Source organism: Methylomonas sp. LWB, assembly GCF_001856095.1.
In the GTDB taxonomy this organism is placed as follows: Bacteria; Pseudomonadota; Gammaproteobacteria; order Methylococcales; family Methylomonadaceae; genus Methylomonas; species Methylomonas koyamae_A.
Genome location: NZ_MKMC01000089.1, coordinates 161,290 through 179,460 on the forward strand (window position 1 = coordinate 161,290; position 18,171 = coordinate 179,460).

Here is an 18,171-nt window from a genome sequence, read left to right on the forward strand (position 1 = left end):
CAAGTTTTCGGCCCATCGTCCGCTAACCAGACAGGCCGGCTATCGCCGGCCCCAACTCAACGAGGTATCGCCATGCTGGATTCCGTCCCGTCCATCGCCGCGTTCGCGACGCAATTGTCCAACCAAAAAACCGGCCAACAACTCGAAGTCGCCGTGCTGAACAAAGCCAAGGAATTGCAGGAGCAACAAGGCCAGGCCGCGCTGAAACTGCTGGAATCGGCCGCCGCGCCGGCCGGCGGCATCGACGTCAGAGTCTAGGCCGACCTCAATCCGGCTCCGCCACGGTGGCGGAGCCCACGTTCATTTTTGGTTTTTTTTGCTGTAGCGCCGCCCGGACTGAACCGCGTAGTGCTTGGCCTTGTCCTTGCTCGGTTCCTTAAAGTAATTCTGATAACTTTCGCTACCGCGATTAGCGATCGCCTGAGCGAAGTCCTTGAATAAATAGGTGTCGTCCAACACCGCGCGCGGACTGACGCCGTGCTGTTTGGTCAGATAAAACGACACGCTCATCAAATAAGCCTTTTCCCGGCCGTTCAATTTCAACAGACTATGCTTGGCCTTGACGTAAACGAAATACGACGTCAGCGCCAGAATGCTCAGCCCGAAAAACTTGGTCCACAGCAGGATGTAGTCATCGTCTTCATACAAGGTTTTACCCTTACGCAAGATCGCCTCGGTTAAATTCATAAAACTCCCCGGTTGGTTGAGGCCGGCATGTTAATGCATTGTCGGAGGATTTTGGCGGGGAATCTGCGTCCGGAACACTTATCCGAATTGGTCGGTCTGCGATTAGAATTCAGCGTGAATAAGCCGCTCGCTCGGCGAAGATCGCTCCCGCTTGACAAACCCGGTGCTTCGAGCGAAATAATCGCCGGCCAGCCGCACCAAAAATCGGCGAAATCCATTTTTGAAAATCCTAGCTTCGAGGAGGCCACATGGAGCTGAACCTGACCCGCGTCGAATTCACCGACGAAAGCACAATAGGCGAACTAAGTATTAACGGAGCCTTCGAATGTTACACCTTGGAGGACAAAGTCCGTCCGGTCAAAGTCAAGGGCATGACCGCGATTCCAGCCGGCTCCTACGAAATCATCATCAATTTTTCCGAGCGCTTTAAAAAACCGTTGCCGCTACTGCTAAACGTGCCGAATTTCGACGGCGTCCGGATACATCCCGGCAATAGCGCCAAGGATACCGAGGGCTGCATTCTGGTCGGGAAATCGAAATCGGCCGATTTCGTCGGCTCCAGCCGGGCGGCTTTCGAAACGCTGTTCGAGAAACTCAAACGCGCCGCCGAAAACGAGAAAATCTTTATCCACATCGTTTGAAATTGCCCGGCGCTTGGGAAAACTTTTGCCGCTTTGAATGCCGGGTTCCGCTTCATCCTGGCTAGGCTTCCGCTTGGAGCCGCGCCAGCAACGCGCCGAGCGCGGCAAAACCGACATACTCCTGCTCCAACCTCAAGTTTTGGCCGAAACGGTTATCGCGCAACGCGTCGTAAAGCGCGGTTTCCTCAAAGGTTAAACCGGATAAATCGGCGCGGCCCGGAGTGGTTTCCGCAACCCAGGACTCGCGGTGCGCCAACAAGGTCGCTTGGTCCATCAGCAATGAGTGGGTTCGCGGAAAGTATTGGCGAAACTGGCTCAGAATCGCGAAGCCGTGAGTGTCGATGTCGCCCCAATAGTGAATTTCCTTATCCTTCAACCATTCGGCTTGCGCCAAGGCATCGAAGCCGTAGCCTCTGCCGAAGATCACCATACTATCGGCAAACGGCGGAAACGCCAGGCCGTTGATGTCGTTTTCGGTGACGAATACCCGCTTGACCTGCAAATTCAAAGTCGCGAATTCGCCGGCGGTCACCGTCAGATCGCTCAATCCGGCGATACGCAGCCGACTATCCAGCAAGCGGAAGCGAATCGTCGCCGGCTTCGCCAAAAAGCCGTAACGCGCCTCGAAGCCTGTTACGCCGGTTTGCGCGGTATCGATCGCCGCGGCCGGCAACAGCAAATCCAGCCATTCGCCAAGCAACTTCTTGCGACTTTCGATGAATTTGCTGTCGATGCCGGGCAGGCTGATTTGGCGTAGATAAATGCCTGGCCGAGGATGTTTTACGACCCAGCCGGCCACGCTCAACAATTTTTGCCATTCGTCGGCGTGCTCCAAGACGCGTAACGGATATTTCAATAACCAAGGCCGCAGGGCGGCGAAATCGTCAACCAGCGATGCCGCCAATTGCCCGAAAACCGCCAATTCCTTCGCTTTTTTCAAATACGCCGCCGCGTCGTCCGGCTTGTCGAAAACCACCGCCGCCGGCAAACGGTTGCGCCCCGACAGCCGATGATTGATGTCGCGCCATTCGACGGCAAAATGCTTGGCGTCAACGGCCAACCAAGGCTCCACCCAAACCTGTACGGCGGTGAAATCGGCGGCCAATTGCGCCGGGCTGGGTGACTTTAAAGGAATGCGCAACGGAAACAATCCGCTGGGCGCCAGGCTTTCCGTCAGGATTTGCCCGCGTTGCCAGCGTTTGTCCAGTTCGGCGCGCAACTCGATCGGCAAGGTCCAGACCGGCTTGCTCATCCGCCGCGTGCCGCGCGTTCGGCGCGGTACTCTTCGATACTCAGATTGCGCAGCTTGGACGCACGTCCTTCCTCGTTATGCACGAAGCCGACCGCCGCAACGTAGGGCTCGATGATGTGAATTTTCTGCAGCGGCGTGACGATCAGCAATTGCAGATTGAGCTTTTCGAACAGCCGTAAGCCGTATTGCGCCGATTCGTCGGAGCCGCGGCCGAAGGCCTCGTCGATCACCACGAAGCGGAACGAGCGCGAACGCACCGCGCCCCATTCCAAACCAAACTGATAAGCCAGACTGGCGGCCAGTATCGTGTAGGCCAGTTTTTCCTTCTGGCCGCCGGATTTACCGCCGGAGTCGGAATAATGCTCGTGCTCGCTGTTGTCCTCGCGCCAACGCTCGCTGGCGCCGAAATTGAACCAATTGCGCACGTCGGTAACCTTGGCTGTCCAACGCCGGTCTTGCTCGGCCTGGCCCTCGCGGCCGCGAAAACGCTCGATGATTTTTTTGACTTCCAGAAACTTGTTTTCCGAATATTGCTCGTCGTCGGAACCGGTCAGCGCGCCCTCGGTGCAGGCGCGTAACTCGCTTTGAAAGTCGCGCACGTCGGCGTCCGGCGTCGGTTGCGCTTCCAGCACGATGAAGCGGTTGGTGTTGTAGTCGATCTGAGTCAAGGACTCGTTGATCAGGGCGATGCGCTCCTTGATGGTTTCCCGCTCGCGGGCCAGTTGCGACTGGAAATTGGCGACCTCGCGGATGGTGTTTTCGTTGAGCAATTCCTTGAAGCGAGCCTCGAAGCGCGGCAAGTCGTCGCTTTGTAAACCTTCCAGCATGGTTTGATATTCCTGGGCAGCGGCGATGCCGACGTCGACTTCCTGGGTTTCCAAAGGGAAGGCCGCGCAATAGCCGCGCATCGCGTCGATGATCTTGTCGCGCAGATAATTGAGCTTTTTGGTCTCGTTTTCGATTTTGGTCTGCAACCAATCGCGCATCTCGCGTTCGCGGTTGTCGCAGGACTCCACCGTGACTTGCCGTTCGGCCAGCACTTCGCCGCGCAGCACTTCCAGAGCCGGGTAATGCGCGGCGTGTGCGTCGCCGGCTTCGTTCAGGATGTCGGAAGTCTGCGTCAGCAACGCTTCGGCGGCCTGTTTGCGTTGCTCGGTGGCGCCGATTTCCTTGATTTTGTCGTTCAACGCGTGCTCGGTATCGGCCAAAGCATGTTGCAGCGCTTCCAGCCGCTCCGTCAGTTGCTTGAGCAGATCGGACGCCGCTTCCAGCTCGCGCTTCTCGTGTTCCAGCCGAGCAATCTCCGCAGCCAAAGGCTGCCAGTCCAGTTCGCGGAAATCGCGGTATTCGCCCAGCTTGCTTAAGGTTTCCAATTGCGCCTTGACCGTGGCTTGTGCTTTGGCGATGTCGGCCAAGCGACCGGCCAGATCGGCTAGCTGATTTTCCAATAGCTTGGCCTTGGCTTCCAACGCGGCTATCTTGGCGGCATTGGACCAGCCCAACACATAGCGGCTGCGGTCGTCCAGGCGGTGGCGGTCGTCTTTTTCGTGGCGTTCGCCGGGTGCCTTGATCTGGCCGGCGCGGGTGATGGCTTTTTGCTCGCGGCGGAATTGCTCCTGGGTCGCGCAGCAAGCTACGTCGAAGCGGTGACCGATCTCGCGCTCCAGCCAATCGTAAAACGCCGAATCGGGTTTAATCGCCAATTTGCGCGCCAACGAATCGCGGTGCGGCTCCGGCAGCTCGGCGCGCTGGCCGGGCCTGACCCGGAAGTAGACCAGCCGGCCGCGCAAATGGGTTTGATCCACCCAATCGGCTACCGCCGAATAATGCGCATCCGGCACCAGCAGCGATAGGCCGAAATTGCGCAACATGCGTTCGGCGGCGCCTTCCCAATCCCTGTCTTCATCGCGCACCTGGATCAATTCGCCGGCGAACGGCATCCGGTCCTCGGCCAGATTCAGCGCTTCACAAAGCGCCTGGCGCATTTTGATTTGCGCGTCGTCGATATTGCTACGCCGGGCCTTCAGGCTGGTCAATTCGGCTTGCAGGAGTTGATGTTCGTTGCGGCCTTGCGCAAACGCCACGCCGATTTCGCTAGCCTGGTTTTGCAGATCGGCTTCGCGCGCGGACGCACTGTCCCGTAACTCCAGAAAACGGACTTGCTGCGCCAGAAAGGCTTCGGCGTCTACCGGCGCCGGCAAATCCAAGCTTTGCAGCAGTTTTTCGTAGCGGGCGGATTTATCGCGGCGGCGGGCCATATCATCTTGCAGACGCTCGATTTCCAATCCCAATTGAGCGATGCGGTCGCCGCCGTTGGCGGCAATATGGCGTTGCAGTTCGCCCGCCTGCATTTGCTGTTGTCGCTTGCGCTCGCTCAGCCGCTCCAGTTGGGCGTTCTGCTTGGCCAATTCCTCGTCCAAGCCGGCCAGCCGTTTTTCCAGCAAGCCGCGCTTCAGGCCTGCAAAAAACGGCCGCAAGGCTTCGCGGCAGGCGCGCAGGATTTCGGTTTGCTCGTTGAGTTGAGTGTGACGCTGGCAATCGGCGACTAGAGGCGTTAACAGGCTCATCTGCCGCTTGGCCTTCAAAACCGCGTCGTGGGCGCGGTTCAGGTCGTCGAAATGGTTGATCAAAGCGGTGATGCGCGGCGCGACATCCGAGGGTTCCAGCATGTGGCTGCGCACAAAATCGGTCAGATTGCCGACCGACTTCATCGACACGGTTTGATGGAACAATTCCAGCGCTTGCTCGTTGTCGATGCCGAAACGACGGCGGAACCAGGCGCCATAAGGCGGAAAGCTGTCATGCAACTCCGCGCCCAAGCCGCGCAGCTTCTTGCGCAGTTGACCGATGTCGCTGCCGAAGTCGGAAAAATCGCGAGCTATGCTCAAGTCCCGTTCGGCGCCGACGAACAGCCGCGCCGGCTGGCCCTGGCGGTCGCTGATCCAGAACACTTGGGCCAGCGTCACGGTCTGGTCGTAGCCGGCGTTGTGGAAAACGCCCAAGATCACCGAATAACTGTTGTCGCCGCGCAAGGCCACTGGCTTGGCGCTGCCGCTGACCTCGTTGCGTTCGGATTTGTAATGGCCCAACACATAGGAACGCAGGCTGCGCTCCTTGGCGTCGGCGCCGGCGGCTTTGTTGTAAGCGATGCGCTGGGCCGGTACCAATAAAGTGGTCACCGCATCGACCAAAGTGGATTTGCCGGAACCGATGTCGCCGGTCAACAAAGCGTTGCGGCCATTCAAGTTCAAGACCCAAACCCGGCCGTCGAAGGTTCCCCAATTATAGACTTCCAGACGTTGCAGCCGGAAGCCGGACAAGGCGTCATCGTCGACGAAATCCAGGGAGAGTTGCAGGTCGTTATTGGTGATCATCGCGTAGCGGAATTTGGCTTGAGACGCTGTAAAACGGAATGGAAGCCCTGTCTAACGGTGGAAATATCGCTTGGCTTCAGCTGCCTCCCCCTTTGCAAAAGAGGGGGATAAACCACGATATACCTAATGGCATTGTCCCAGCGGGAAAGGGCGATACGGATAAATCTACGCATGATCACTCTCCGCCTTCCCCGCCGCCAACCCATTGCGCTTGGTATTCGGCCAATCGGGCGTCGAACTCGGACAACCACTGCGCATCGACAAAAGCCTTGAGTATCCGCCTGACCTCGTAACTGGCGGCTTGATTGGCGCTGGTCTTGAGCTTGCGCAAGAAGCCCAGTTCCACCACCTTATTAATATGGGTTTCGATCTGATCGATCAGCCTAGCCTCGTTGCTGCGTTGCGGCGAGAACACCCGGATCAATTCGACGATGTCCTCGCGCGACAAGACCAGCCGAGTCTCGCCGCCGCCGCGGTCGAACTCGGCCAAACGCTTGCGCAACAGCGCCAACAGCAAACTGACCGGAAACGACAACGGCCGCCGCGCAATCAAACGCGGCAACTTCGGCGCCGCCTCGTCGTCCTCGGAATCGGTCTGACGCGAACGCAAGAACGCATATCCTTCGGCTTCGTCCAGCACCAACTCCAAACCCAACACCGCCACGTAATCCCGCACCCTGGCTTGCAGATTCAACAAGGCATTCCAAAGGCCGCCGTCGTTTTCCTGATAGACCACACCTTTCAATAATGGAATGACCACGGCCGACAGGTCGTATTGGGGTGCGGCTTCGAGCTCGGTTTCTGTCATCGCGTTTGGGATCGCTGGGATAAAGTAGGGGATTTTACGGGGAAGAGACGGAGAAATCGAACCTACTTGCTTTACACGCGCAAGCATTGCCTAAGAACTTTTTAAAGACTATATTAAGTCCTTTCTAAAAAGTTCGAGGCAGTCATGCGTTACTCATCTCAAGTCAAACCGATCAGTTACCTGAAAGCCAACGCCGCCGAAGTGCTGTTAAAACTGGCCGAATGCCGCGAACCTTTGGTCATTACCCAAAACGGCGAAGCCAAGGCGGTATTGCAGGATGTGGCCTCCTACGAGGAAACCCAGGAAACCCTGGCCTTATTGAAAATATTGGCCTTGGGCAACCGGGAAATCGAGAGCGGCAACGTCAAACCCGTGGCCGAAGTAGCCGCCCGACTTCGCGCGAAAAAGACTAGCAGCTAATGCCCGCAGCATCTTATCAAGTCTTGTTGACTCGCGGTGCCGAGCAGGATTTGGAAAGCCTGTACGATTACATCGCCGAATTCGATACACCGGCCAATGCCGATGCCGTCTTGGACAAGTTGTTGCAAACGCTGGACGACTTGGCGAGTTTCCCGGAACGCGGCAACTTCCCGAAAGAGCTTGCGGCCATCGGCGTTCAAGAATACCGCCAAGTCTTCTTCAAACCCTACCGCATCGTCTATCGCATCATAGCCCGACGAGTCTATGTATATCTTATCGCCGATGGCAGGCGCGACATGCAGGCTTTGCTGGCGAGGCGGTTGCTGGGTGGATAAACTATTAGGGAATTTTTTATTCAGTAAGCGCTTGTCAGCCTTTGATGAAGTTCATTCAACTGTGAACGACTCAAGTTTTAGGAACGCTGATTAAATATCAGACAATAAGTTTGGCTAGTAATGTTAATAAAAGACCCGCACTATTTTTGGTAAAACGAAAAATTAATGTATTTTTGGAAAAAAATTTATGGCTAGAGCGGACGTTTTAGTGAGCCTGATTCGCTCCGGCAGTCGAGGAGATCAGGTAGCTTTTCGCAAAGCGGCGGAATCCTTAATTGCTGACGAGCGTGATAAAGGGCATCGGATTCTAGCGGACCGGCTACAAAATTCTTTCGGCACCGAACTGGTACCGCAGCGTTCTATTACGTCGCAAAAACAAAATGACCTAGTTTATGAAGTAACGCCAAAGCGATTGTTATCCACAGTCTTTGTTCCGGAGCTAGCACTGGAACAAATTAATGATTTAATCGAAGAACAGCACCGTTCCGAATTGTTGCACGCCTATAGCTTGTCAGCCAGAAATAGAATTTTGCTGGTAGGCCCTCCCGGTAACGGCAAAACTAGTTTGGCCGAAGCGATAGCTACCGAATTGATGTATCCCCTAGTTTCCATTCGTTATGACACGTTAATTGGTAGTTATTTGGGGGAAACCGCCAGTCGATTAAAACAAATCATCGATTATGTGAAAACTCAGCGTTGCGTTTTGTTTTTGGATGAATTTGAAACGATAGGTAAAGAGCGCGGCGATACCCATGAAACCGGTGAAATCAAACGGGTGGTGAGTTCTTTGCTGCTGCAATTGGATGATTTGCCGGATTATGTGGTAGTTATCGCAGCCAGCAATCATCCGGAATTGTTGGACAAAGCCGTGTGGCGGCGCTTTCAGGTGAGAGTTGAATTGCCCCTTCCTTCACGGGATAAAATTGCTTTATTCATTGCCGCAATGGAACAAAAAACATCGGTCAAATTTGGCTTAGCCGCAGAAACGATGGCTAAGAAAATGCTGGGGACAAACTTTTCCGAAATTGAAGAAGTCTGTCTAACTATTGTCAGGCGAGCAATATTGAGCAAACAAACCAATAACGCCAAAAATATTACTACTGCCGTATTGCATCAATGGCAAAGCCGATATAAGCCTAAACAACAAGGAACGGAGTAATGGCCGAATTACCTTTATTGATTTTTCCCCAAGCAAAAATTGTTGATCCTCCAAAGGGAAGGCCGGGCTTCTCGACACCGAATGTCCCAGCAAAACAAATACAAATTTCGCGCTTAACGCCGCAGTTTGAAAACTTGGAAAAACAATTTCGAGCCGATCAGGCGATGTTGTCCGCTTCAATCGCAGGCTTGGAACCGGAAATGGTGTTGGTGATTGAAACGGCTGGGCGCATAGAAGATTTTCAACGCGCGATTGCCAATACGCCTGGGTTGGAATGGCTAGCCGAATGGGACAAGGAATTCGAGCCGGACGAATATTTCTTCAACAGGGATAGTAAACAACAGAAAACGGACAAACAAGTTGAAGGCCGGTTATACCTTGCCATGACCAAGCAACAAGGTTTGGTCGAATTGCTAAATTTATGGAACTTATGGCAAAAAACGAACGATTTACCTTCGGGTAAAGCTAAATGGAGAGACGTATTTTCCCAAATCAAAGTTATTCGGCGCTGGGGCATACAAGAGCAATTGATCGAAACCCGTGTTCTCGATATTTGGCGCGAAGATTTGGAATACGAGGACACGGCACATGAACGCATGAATTTTCAAGTCGAATTTTTTTACCGTAAGGATAGACAGGCCAGAAAACAAAACGAAGCTGTTTTTAAAACCTTATTGGAAGAATTGTCCGGACAGTTAATCAGTCCTTTTCTTGAGTACTCGGAAATCGGCTTTCATGCGGCAAAAGCCCAACTATCCAGAAATAGCATTCAATCCATAGTCGAAAAGATTGATCGCAACGAGTTGGACATCAACTTATTGAAGCTGCCGTCGATTATGTTTTTCCGCCCAACCGGACAATCGTTGACCAGCTCGCCCGATGAAACGGCGCCAATAGAAACTGCGCCGAAATATCCAGTCAGTGGCGATCCGATAGTTGCAATTTTAGACGGCGTACCGTTTAGCCAACATACATGGCTAAAAGACCGGTTAATTTTGGACGATGCCGATGAACTGGAAAACGAATATCAAGCCGGCGACAGAAAACATGGCACTGCGATGGCTTCGTTAGTCATACACGGTGAGTTGGATGCCAACGAAGTTCCGTTAACTAGACCGGTTTATTTTCGCCCAATTTTGCAACCTGACCCGCATACGCCTAATCGGCATGAACATGTACCGGATGAGATTTTTTATGAAGATCGCATCGAACGTGCCGTCCGGCGTATGTTCGAAGGCGAAGGAGAGGTTCCCGCCCAGGCCGATACGGTAAAGATCATTAATCTTTCTTTTGGCGACTTATTTCGGCCGTTTATTCATACGCCAAGTCCTTGTGCGAGATTATTAGACTGGCTGTCGTGGAAATATAAAGTGCTATTTTGCGTTAGCACCGGCAACATCAGTGAACCGATTGATCTCGGTGTTTCTGAGGGCGAGTTCAATCGCTTGAGCGAAGCGGAAAAAACTCAAATAACGCTGGCTAAAATCAACGAGACGGCACATCGTCGTCGGATTATTAGTCCTGCCGAATCGTTGAATGCTGTTACTGTAGGGGCCAGCCATAATGATAGCTCCAGCTTTTCATATTTAGGCCAGCGCGTTGATATTCTTCCGATAAGGAAATTATTTAGCCCCACAAACTGCTTAGGCCAGGGCTTTCGACGCTCAATCAAACCGGATATTTTACTGCCAGGTGGCAGGCAACTATTTAACTCGCCACCCATTGGAACCATATTTAGTGCTTCTTTATCCGGTTCGCCACCAGGACAACAAGTTGCTGTTGAAGATAATACAGGTAATCTATCAGCTTCGAGTTACACACGCGGTAGCAGTAACGCTACGGCATTGGCTTCCCGTGCTGGCGCTAAAATTTATGATGTCATCGAAAGTCTTAGGCGGCAAATGCCCGAAGCCATAAAGGAAGATCAAATTGCCGTTCTTATCAAAGCTTTGCTAGTGCATGGCGCATCCAGGGAAGGAGCCGAAGACGTATTGGATCAGCATCTAAAGACACCAGCCAACTCTCGACAGTTTAAAAGTTATGCCAGCAAATTTATTGGTTACGGCAACGCCAATATCTCAAGGGTTCTGGCTTGCACGGAACAACGCGCGACAGTGATCGGCTGTGGGCATATTGGCGAGAAACAAGTCCACGAATACCGTTTTCCGCTGCCACCTTCCTTGGCAAACTCCAAACAGTGGCGGCGTTTAACCATTACTCTGGCGTGGTTCACACCAATCAATCCTAACCATCGCTATTTACGCCAAGCAAAACTGTTTTTTGATGCCCCTAAAAATACCGATGCTCTCGGATTAAGCAGACAAGAGGCAGAATGGAATCAGGTCAGGCGTGGCACCGTTCAACATGAAATATTGGAAAGTAGTAAGGTATCTTATTATCAGGATGGCGATGAATTGGTCATTCCTGTGCAATGCAATGCCGACGCAATCGATAAACTGGACGAACAAATTCCCTATGCACTAGCAGTTACCATGGAAGTCAAGGAAGGTGTTTCTATTCATATTTATCAGGAAGTTCGCAGTCGAATTCAAACTCAAATCAAGATTCAATAGCGCTAATATAGAGTGTCGGTAAGTTTGCGACCGCATTAAACGTGATCGATACGGTTCACGGTATGTAACGCACCCGATGGGCTAGTTTTCTCCAAACACCACAACTTCAGAAACCAATATGCACCAAAACATTCGCTGGAAACAGCGCTTCGCCAATTATCAAAATGCTTTGGCGCAGTTGACCAAATTCATCGACAAAGGCGAACTCAAGAAGAAAATTGGGGTCAGGTCTTGCGATCACTCACAGCCCGGTGGGCACGCTTTATGTGCCCACGCGGAATTAAAGCAATTACCTCTAAAATGGTGAGCAGAAAAGCATTGCCCAGCCACATTTAAATACCTCAATTGATTCGAGTCGCGGCAACATGAATTATCTGATCTCCATTCACCAAATCCGCCTAACCCCATAGCTATCGAACAACACCTCATTGCTGATCAAGGCAATATTCTCGGCCTGAGCTTGGGCGATCAACATTCGGTCGAAAGGGTCGCGGTGCGGGCCGGGCAGGCTGCCGGCTCGCAAAGCGTGGTCGGTTGTGATAGCCAGCGGGGTAAAACCTTGTTCCTTCAGGCAATCCTGATAGCTATCGACCACGGCTTCGGCACCCGGCAATTTGCCGATACGCACCTTGGCGGCGATCTCCCAGGCCGAAGCGGCGCTGACCAGAACGACATGGCTGGGCTCGGCAATCCATTCTTTTGCAATCCAAGATAGCTTCTCGTCGCCGTCCAACCACCACAACAAAGTATGGGTATCCAACAGCGCATTCATCTATTGCGCCCAAGCATCCAATTCGTCGTCCGGTAATGCCTCGAAGAAGGCTTCGGTCACCGGAGCTTGACCTTTCATGGCGCCGAATCGCCGTTGTGGACGACTTTCGGTGATCGGCACCAGCTTGACTAACGGCACTTTGCCCTTGGCGATGATCACTTCCTCACCGGCAAATGCTTGTTCGACCAAGCTGGATAAATGGGTTTTGGCGTTATAAAGCGTATAAGTGCTCATGAGCATGCTCCTTGACCAAGTGATTAGACCAAGCCAGTATAGCAAACCCCAGCATCGGGGCAACGCAACCTTTTATTGAGCAGTCACCGGACAAAAATCACCCTTGGCAACTTCGCCTGTTTACTTAATTCCCGTCCTTCGCCATCCACAGCCTGCCAAACGATCACATCCTCCACGCCTTCATCGACCGTGGTTTTAAAGCTGTCGCCGCCGAGTTGCAGATAGGCGACCAGTTCCGCCAGGCCGTGTTGCAGCGGGCGGGCGCGGCAGAGTTCGGCCAGCGTGATTTGCGGTTTGTCTTGCAGGGCGTGGCGGATGTGGCGGGCCAGTTGCGTCTTGTCGATGACGATTTGCGAGAACAGCGCGGCGGCGTCCAGGTCTTCGTCGCCGGTTTGCGGGACGATGCTTTCGATGCGCGGTTTGACCGGTGGCGTGTGTAGCGGCCGTTCCATCGGCAGCTCGATGTCGGCGGCGGCTTCGGCGATGATCATGACTTCACCGGCGGGTTGATTTTCGCGTAAGGCCACGGCCTTGGCTTCGATGCCGTGCAGGATTTCCATGATCCGGCGATTTTCCAGCCAGGCCTGGTCGTCGAGAAAGCGGCGCAATTGCCGGCTCAGTTCGGCGACGGTGCGCTGGGTATGCTCGCCGGCTTCCAACCAATCGTAATGCACCCGGCGAATGCGGGCGTCGGGCTTGAGTTCGGCGACAGGCTCCAAAGCCAACACCCGTTCCAGCAAGGCCGACAATTCTTCCTGGCGGCGGCTGGACATTAGAAAATCCCAGAAGGCGCGGAAACTGCGGCCTTGGTCGGAGTCGGCTATGGCGTCGCGTTCGCCCATGATGTCTTGCAGCAGTTCGCCCTTGCCGCCTTCCCACAAAGCGATGCGCTCCCGCACTCGCCGGTCCAGGCCGCGAAAGTTATGTTCAACTTCGCGAAAGTCGCCCAGCAGTTCACGGGCCAGCCCGGTGAATTGCTGGAAGCGGTCCTTCAACGCGGTGTCGTCCAGCAAGGCCAGTTCGCCTGCCTCGGCTCTGGCAATTTCGGCGTCGATGTCGGCACGGCGCTTGCGTAGTTCGGCGATACGGGTCTCCGGATCGGTTTCGCTGCCTGCGCTGATTTGCTTGAGCAGTTCGAACAACGTTAATAAGCGCGATTCGGTGCCGACGAACGCGCGCTCGGACAGGCTGCCCAACCAAGCGATGGCTTTTTCGGTGGCTGGCGTCAGGTCGAAAAACGGGTCGTCGGAACCTTGCCGGTAAAACTTGCGCAACCAAGCCTTGTCGTTGCCGGCCCAGTCGTTCAGATAGTCCAGCGCGGGCTTAGGGAAAGCATCGTTACCCAGCCGTTCGCGTAACGCAAACAACTCATCTTCCAGCGCTTCGGCCAGATCGGCCTGACCGATCAGACGCTGATTGGGGGCGACGAAGACCCGGTGCAGGAAGCTGGCGATCAGCGGCGCATGGTCGGAGCGTAATAAGCGCCAAGCCGGGTGGTTTTGTTTCAGCAGCTCCAGCGTGGCGTAGTCCAGGCTCATTCGGCGTCGTCCGCATCCATTTGTTCGGTCAGGCTCTTGGGTAGTTTCTTTTTCACTTTCACGCCCAGTTCTTCGAGTGCGCCGGCTTGGCGCAACAGATTGCCCTGGCCACTGCTGAGTTTGTTGACGATGCCGTCGTAGGTTTTTTGCACGGTGCCGAGTTGGTGGCCGAGTTTTTCGATGTCTTCGACGAAGCCGCGGATCTTGTCGTACAGTGCGCCGGCCTTGTCGGCAATCAACCGGGCGTTTTCGTTTTGCTGCTCGTAACGCCAGATGTTTTGGATCGTGCGTAGCGTCGCGAGCAAGGTGGTTGGCGTGACGACGACGATTTTGTGTTCGAAGGCGTCGTTGAATAGTTTTTCGTCGCCTTGAAACGCGGCCATGAAGGCGGCTTCGATCGGCATGAATAGCAGCACGAAGTCCAGCGAACGCAGGCCTTTCAGGCTGGAATAATCCTTGCCGCTGAGGCCTTTGATGTGGGCGCGCACCGCTTCGACGTGTTGTTTCAGCGCTTCGCTACGTTCAGCATCGTCTTCGCTGGAACAGTAGCGCTCGTAAGCGTTCAACGAGACTTTGGAATCTATGACGACATCCTTGTTGTCCGGCAAGCGGACAATCACGTCGGGTTTGAACAGTCGGTTGTCTTCGTCGCGGAAAGCACCCTGGGTTTCGTATTCGATGCCCTTGCGCAGGCCGGATTGTTCCAGCACCTTTTCCAGAATCATCTCGCCCCAGTTGCCTTGCGCCTTGTGGTCGCCTTTCAACGCCCGGGTCAAATTCAGCGCTTCCTGGTTCATCTTCTGAGTATCGCGGCGCAACGAGACGATTTCCTCGCGTAGCGAGATGCGATCCTTGGTTTCGTTGTCGTAGACGCTTTCGACGCGACTTTTGAATTCGCCGAGTTGCTGTTTCAACGGCGCCACCAAGCCTTCGATACTGACTTTATTATGCTCGACAAACTGCTTGCCGCGTTCTTCGAAGATCCTGTGCGCCAGATTCTCGAACTGGGTTTTTAACTGATTTTCCGCATCTTGCAGTAGGCGGATTTTCTCTTCGTTGTGTTTATGCTGCTCCTGCTGGCGGGTATTAAGTTCGGCGTTTTCGGTTTTCAATGCCAGAAGCTGTTGTTGCAAGGCTTGCAACTCGGATTCGCGCCGATTCAATAGGCTTAGCCTTTCCTCGGCCACCGCCAGCTTTACGGATTGTTGCTGTAAAACCTGTTGTTGCAGATCGATTTCCGCTTGCAGGGTCTGGCGCCGTGCGCCCATCAGGCGGGCGCCAATAAAGTAGCCAAGCGATGCGGCAACGGCGAGACTCGCTGGCCAAAGCCACGGAGTGATTTCCAAGAATGTCATTTTCGATGCAACGCCGACGCGTGCTTGAGGGGTGAATTGAACCGGATTGGACGAGTCGGTCAATTGTAAGGGAAGTCGGCGCCGACAGTCTGGAAAAACCGGCGCGACGACGGCAAGCCGGAATTCGGCCTGCCGTCGGGCTTGCTAGAAAGAACGCCGGTTAGGCTGATTTACGGCGAACCGCGAGGATACCGGCCAAGGCCGAACCGAACAACCACAACGCGCCCGGTAACGGAACCGCGGTCGGCGTCAGCACGAACAAGCGCGAGTTGGGGTAGGAGCTGCCGTTGTTCTCGGCAACCAAGTAGATGTTACCTAGCGTATCCACGGTGACGCCTTCGATGGCTTGCTGGGTAACGGAGGACAGATCGAAGCTGCTGACTATTTGACCGGCCGTCGTCAATTCCACCAACATTTTTGAATCCAGACTCAGAATCAGCAAGTTGTCGGCCCCCGCGCCGCCGGCCAAACTATCGACGGCGGACAAGTTTTGCACGTCGGACAGACTGTTCAAGCCAAACAACGAACCGCTACCGGAAAACAGCGTCGTCGTCGATGCGGTGCCGTAGCCGACCGCAAAGTCCAGCGTACTTTTACGCAACTGCGCCGGATTGTCTTGCTTGACCGAGTAAAAGCTGCCGTCGCGCGGATCGACGCTGATGCCTTCGGTTCCGACATTGCCGACACTGGCCGTGCTGCCGGTGATCGCCACTTTCGGCTGATTGTTTAGCGCCACGCTGCCGCCGGCACTGTAGGTAAATTGATAAGCCACTTGCGGACGTTCGTCGACAACGACCAGCCGGCCATTGCCCAAATAGGTCAGGCCTTCGGCATCGTTATTGCTGCTCCCGGTTCCCGCCCAATTGAACGCCATGGAACCCAGGGTTTGCCCGGTCAACGACACTTCGACGACGCCGAGGCCTTCGTCGCCGACGAAGAACAGCGTGTTGCGGTCGCTGGCGTAAGTCACCGCCGAGGCTTCCAGACCGATACCACCCAAGGTATCCAGCGCGTAGTTGCCGGTTAATTGGTAGTTGGCCAAATTCAAAGAGCTTGCCGCTTGGACGCCGCCGGCACTGACCGCCAGCGCGATCGCTCCGATCAAGGATTGGAGTTTCATAGACTAAATTCCTGAAAAAAGATAAATAACAAAACGGGGTAGCTGAAGCCTATGCGCGTTTCTTACGACCTATCGAGAACAGAGCCAATCCGCTCAACATTAACGGAAACGCCGCCGGAACCGGCACGGCCGCCGGCGCCAACGCGAATCTGCCGGGGTTGGCGACAAATTCGCCGGACACGCTGGCTATGGAGCCGAAACTGTCACCTACGCTAGACAATACCCAGTCCGAAGTTACGTTGTCTTGATCCAAGACGGCCAAGTTGCCGGGATTGCCGCTGACATTTTGAGTACGGATCGTGCCGGGAAAATTGCCGTCGCCGTAACTCAGCCGGTCGATCAGCATGTTGGCGGCGTTATAAAGATTGATTTCGTCGTTGCGGCCGAGATTTACCGTGTTACCGCCAATGATTTTGACCGACGCCGACAAATTCCAGTGGCTCCTGAACGTAGCGGCATCGTTTTCCGCCAGAATCACTGACTCGCCAGCCGCGACTAAGCCGAAAGCCGAGAGGCTGACCGTGCCGGGAGAACGTGAATCGTCGTCGTAGCTCCAGCCGCTGAAATCGACAGCCGCGTTGGTCAGGTTGGTGAATTCGATAAACTCGTCACCGTTATACATCCATTCGGTAACGGCCACGGTGGACGCCGAAGCGGTCGCGGCGAACAGCGAGGAAGCGGCGAATATGCCGAAAGCCGCGGCGCGGCGGAATTTTTTGACTGACATGGTACCTTCCGAAATTGTTGAATTGGGGGAACAAGGGACGGATCGGCCGCTTGCGCGGCGAAAGCCGATCCCCGCTGGAAGGTACAAAAAAAATGTGACGCGGTTATTACTTTTGCAGCGTCTTGCCCACACCGATTACGGGTGTAGTTGGACATGGAGATAAATCGTTGCGGATTGAATTAACGTAGGGTGGATAAGCGTAGCGTCATCCACCACAAAAAGCCATTCCAGCATTTAATCGGCGGATGGCGCTATGCTTATCCGCCCTACATTGCGGTTTTTATCAGGGTTACGCGTTAGGAATATTCGGCAAATTTACCTTTTATTCATATCCACATAAACATAGCGCGGATACTTGTCTTGCGAGTCATTCACAAAATCGAGGACATCACAAAAAAGAAAGCAAGTAATACCAGGATGACGAGCAATCTCTTGAACTTCATTTTGAATTAAGCTTGGAACCCTTGCCGTGACCAATTTTTCCATAATTCTTGGTTTACCAAAACAAGGTTTGCCCGAGAAGCTCCCCATTTCCTCTTATTTTCACATCTTATATATATGGGTAAGTCATCTTGTTGAATAACGATGGTTGCATCTGGAGAAGTAGTCCAATGACCTTTAGCATTTCTAAGATCGCAAGTTGTCTTAGCAGTATTTACGTTATTGCTCGTTATAACCGAAAACTCTTGATGCCCCTGATTTCGCCAAGACAAAGGCAGACAACCTGAAAGAAGAGCGGATGCAATAATCAATGCAAATAGCTGTTTTTTTATTTGCTTTCCTTGAAAGCATAATGCTTACAAAAGTCAAGAAGCATAACAACTAAAAATTACAATTTAGTGAATATGTTCAGACTAGCTTGTAGGCCAGATAAGCAAACTTATGTTCAAGCCAAAAGCTTGGCAAGCAGCGGCATGACTTCGGCGGCAAATACCAAGCCGAGCATCCATTTGACGATCAATAAATCCGATTTGACCGGCGCAAGCTCGATTTGCAAATCCTTTTTGGTGAGCGGATCGGCTTCGGTTTGGGCGTCACGAAAAGCTTCCGATACAGCTTCCGCCTGTTTTTCGTCAAAACCGGCTTCTTTCAACTTACGCACAAATTTGTGAGTATCAAAAGTCACAGTAGCCATTGCATATCTCCTTTCAATGTGCGTGTCAGTGTATCAGAACT

General features: G+C 53.6%; 18 protein-coding genes. 7 read left to right on the forward strand and 11 right to left on the reverse strand.

Annotated elements, in window-relative coordinates; all coding sequences use genetic code 11:
* Positions 1-72: 72 nt before the first annotated feature.
* The gene (locus BJL95_RS22480) at positions 73-258 is read left to right on the forward strand and encodes a YjfB family protein (protein WP_071160817.1); all 186 of its coding nucleotides are present in this window, start codon (positions 73-75) and stop codon (positions 256-258) included.
* A 42-nt stretch (positions 259-300) separates the two neighbouring features.
* Here the strand turns inward: BJL95_RS22480 and BJL95_RS22485 are convergent, their stop codons facing one another.
* A complete protein-coding gene (locus tag BJL95_RS22485) occupies positions 301-687 on the reverse strand; it encodes a hypothetical protein (RefSeq protein WP_064031468.1) in 387 nt (128 codons plus the stop codon).
* Positions 688-935: 248 nt separating this feature from the next.
* Between BJL95_RS22485 and BJL95_RS22495 the strand changes: the two genes are divergently transcribed.
* On the forward strand, positions 936-1,328 hold the full coding sequence (locus BJL95_RS22495; RefSeq protein ID WP_064031469.1) for a DUF5675 family protein: 393 nt from the start codon (positions 936-938) through the stop codon (positions 1,326-1,328).
* Between the two features lie 61 nt (positions 1,329-1,389).
* Here the strand turns inward: BJL95_RS22495 and BJL95_RS22500 are convergent, their stop codons facing one another.
* From BJL95_RS22500 to BJL95_RS22510, 3 genes are all read right to left on the reverse strand, one after another.
* Complete coding sequence (locus BJL95_RS22500; protein ID WP_071160819.1) at positions 1,390-2,580, reverse strand: Wadjet anti-phage system protein JetD domain-containing protein; 1,191 nt, start codon at positions 2,578-2,580, stop codon at positions 1,390-1,392.
* Complete coding sequence (locus tag BJL95_RS22505; protein WP_071160820.1) at positions 2,577-5,954, reverse strand: ATP-binding protein; 3,378 nt, start codon at positions 5,952-5,954, stop codon at positions 2,577-2,579. The genes BJL95_RS22500 and BJL95_RS22505 overlap by 4 nt, the downstream gene beginning before the upstream one ends.
* 175 nt (positions 5,955-6,129) lie before the next feature.
* The gene (locus BJL95_RS22510; protein ID WP_071160821.1) at positions 6,130-6,762 is read right to left on the reverse strand and encodes a DUF4194 domain-containing protein; all 633 of its coding nucleotides are present in this window, start codon (positions 6,760-6,762) and stop codon (positions 6,130-6,132) included.
* Between the two features lie 144 nt (positions 6,763-6,906).
* On the opposite strand from BJL95_RS22510, the gene BJL95_RS22515 reads away from it, so the two are divergent.
* The 5 genes from BJL95_RS22515 (at position 6,907) to BJL95_RS25570 (ending at position 11,556) form a co-directional block, all read left to right on the forward strand.
* Positions 6,907-7,182 carry a type II toxin-antitoxin system Phd/YefM family antitoxin gene (locus tag BJL95_RS22515; protein WP_071160822.1) on the forward strand — a complete coding sequence of 92 codons (276 nt, stop codon included), beginning with the start codon at positions 6,907-6,909 and terminating at the stop codon, positions 7,180-7,182.
* A complete protein-coding gene (locus tag BJL95_RS22520; RefSeq protein ID WP_071160823.1) occupies positions 7,182-7,517 on the forward strand; it encodes a type II toxin-antitoxin system RelE/ParE family toxin in 336 nt (111 codons plus the stop codon). The genes BJL95_RS22515 and BJL95_RS22520 overlap by 1 nt, the downstream gene beginning before the upstream one ends.
* Positions 7,518-7,704: 187 nt before the next feature.
* Entirely contained in the window at positions 7,705-8,676 is a 972-nt protein-coding gene (locus BJL95_RS22525; protein ID WP_071160824.1) for an AAA family ATPase, read from the forward strand.
* Positions 8,676-11,249, forward strand: a complete 2,574-nt coding sequence (locus BJL95_RS22530) for a S8 family peptidase (protein ID WP_071160825.1) — start codon at positions 8,676-8,678, stop codon at positions 11,247-11,249. The genes BJL95_RS22525 and BJL95_RS22530 overlap by 1 nt, the downstream gene beginning before the upstream one ends.
* Before the next feature lie 118 nt (positions 11,250-11,367).
* Positions 11,368-11,556: a hypothetical protein gene (locus BJL95_RS25570; RefSeq protein WP_071160826.1), complete on the forward strand. Its 189-nt coding sequence runs from the start codon at positions 11,368-11,370 to the stop codon at positions 11,554-11,556.
* 78 nt (positions 11,557-11,634) lie between these two features.
* Here the strand turns inward: BJL95_RS25570 and BJL95_RS22540 are convergent, their stop codons facing one another.
* The 7 genes from BJL95_RS22540 to BJL95_RS22570 form a co-directional block, all read right to left on the reverse strand.
* A complete protein-coding gene (locus BJL95_RS22540; RefSeq protein WP_071160827.1) occupies positions 11,635-12,021 on the reverse strand; it encodes a type II toxin-antitoxin system VapC family toxin in 387 nt (128 codons plus the stop codon).
* The gene (locus BJL95_RS22545; RefSeq protein ID WP_064031447.1) at positions 12,022-12,255 is read right to left on the reverse strand and encodes a type II toxin-antitoxin system Phd/YefM family antitoxin; all 234 of its coding nucleotides are present in this window, start codon (positions 12,253-12,255) and stop codon (positions 12,022-12,024) included.
* Between the two features lie 83 nt (positions 12,256-12,338).
* Entirely contained in the window at positions 12,339-13,793 is a 1,455-nt protein-coding gene (locus BJL95_RS22550) for a DUF3375 domain-containing protein (protein WP_071160828.1), read from the reverse strand.
* Positions 13,790-15,061: a DNA recombination protein RmuC gene (locus tag BJL95_RS22555; protein ID WP_254786883.1), complete on the reverse strand. Its 1,272-nt coding sequence runs from the start codon at positions 15,059-15,061 to the stop codon at positions 13,790-13,792. Before BJL95_RS22555 ends, BJL95_RS22550 begins: the two co-directional genes overlap by 4 nt.
* 247 nt (positions 15,062-15,308) lie before the next feature.
* Positions 15,309-16,268, reverse strand: a complete 960-nt coding sequence (locus BJL95_RS22560; protein WP_071160829.1) for an SdiA-regulated domain-containing protein — start codon at positions 16,266-16,268, stop codon at positions 15,309-15,311.
* A 49-nt stretch (positions 16,269-16,317) separates the two neighbouring features.
* On the reverse strand, positions 16,318-16,995 hold the full coding sequence (locus tag BJL95_RS22565) for a lamin tail domain-containing protein (protein ID WP_071160830.1): 678 nt from the start codon (positions 16,993-16,995) through the stop codon (positions 16,318-16,320).
* A gap of 886 nt (positions 16,996-17,881) precedes the next feature.
* Positions 17,882-18,130 (reverse strand): DUF1640 domain-containing protein, encoded by a 249-nt coding sequence (locus BJL95_RS22570; protein WP_071160831.1) that lies wholly within the window; start codon positions 18,128-18,130, stop codon positions 17,882-17,884.
* Positions 18,131-18,171: the final 41 nt, after the last annotated feature.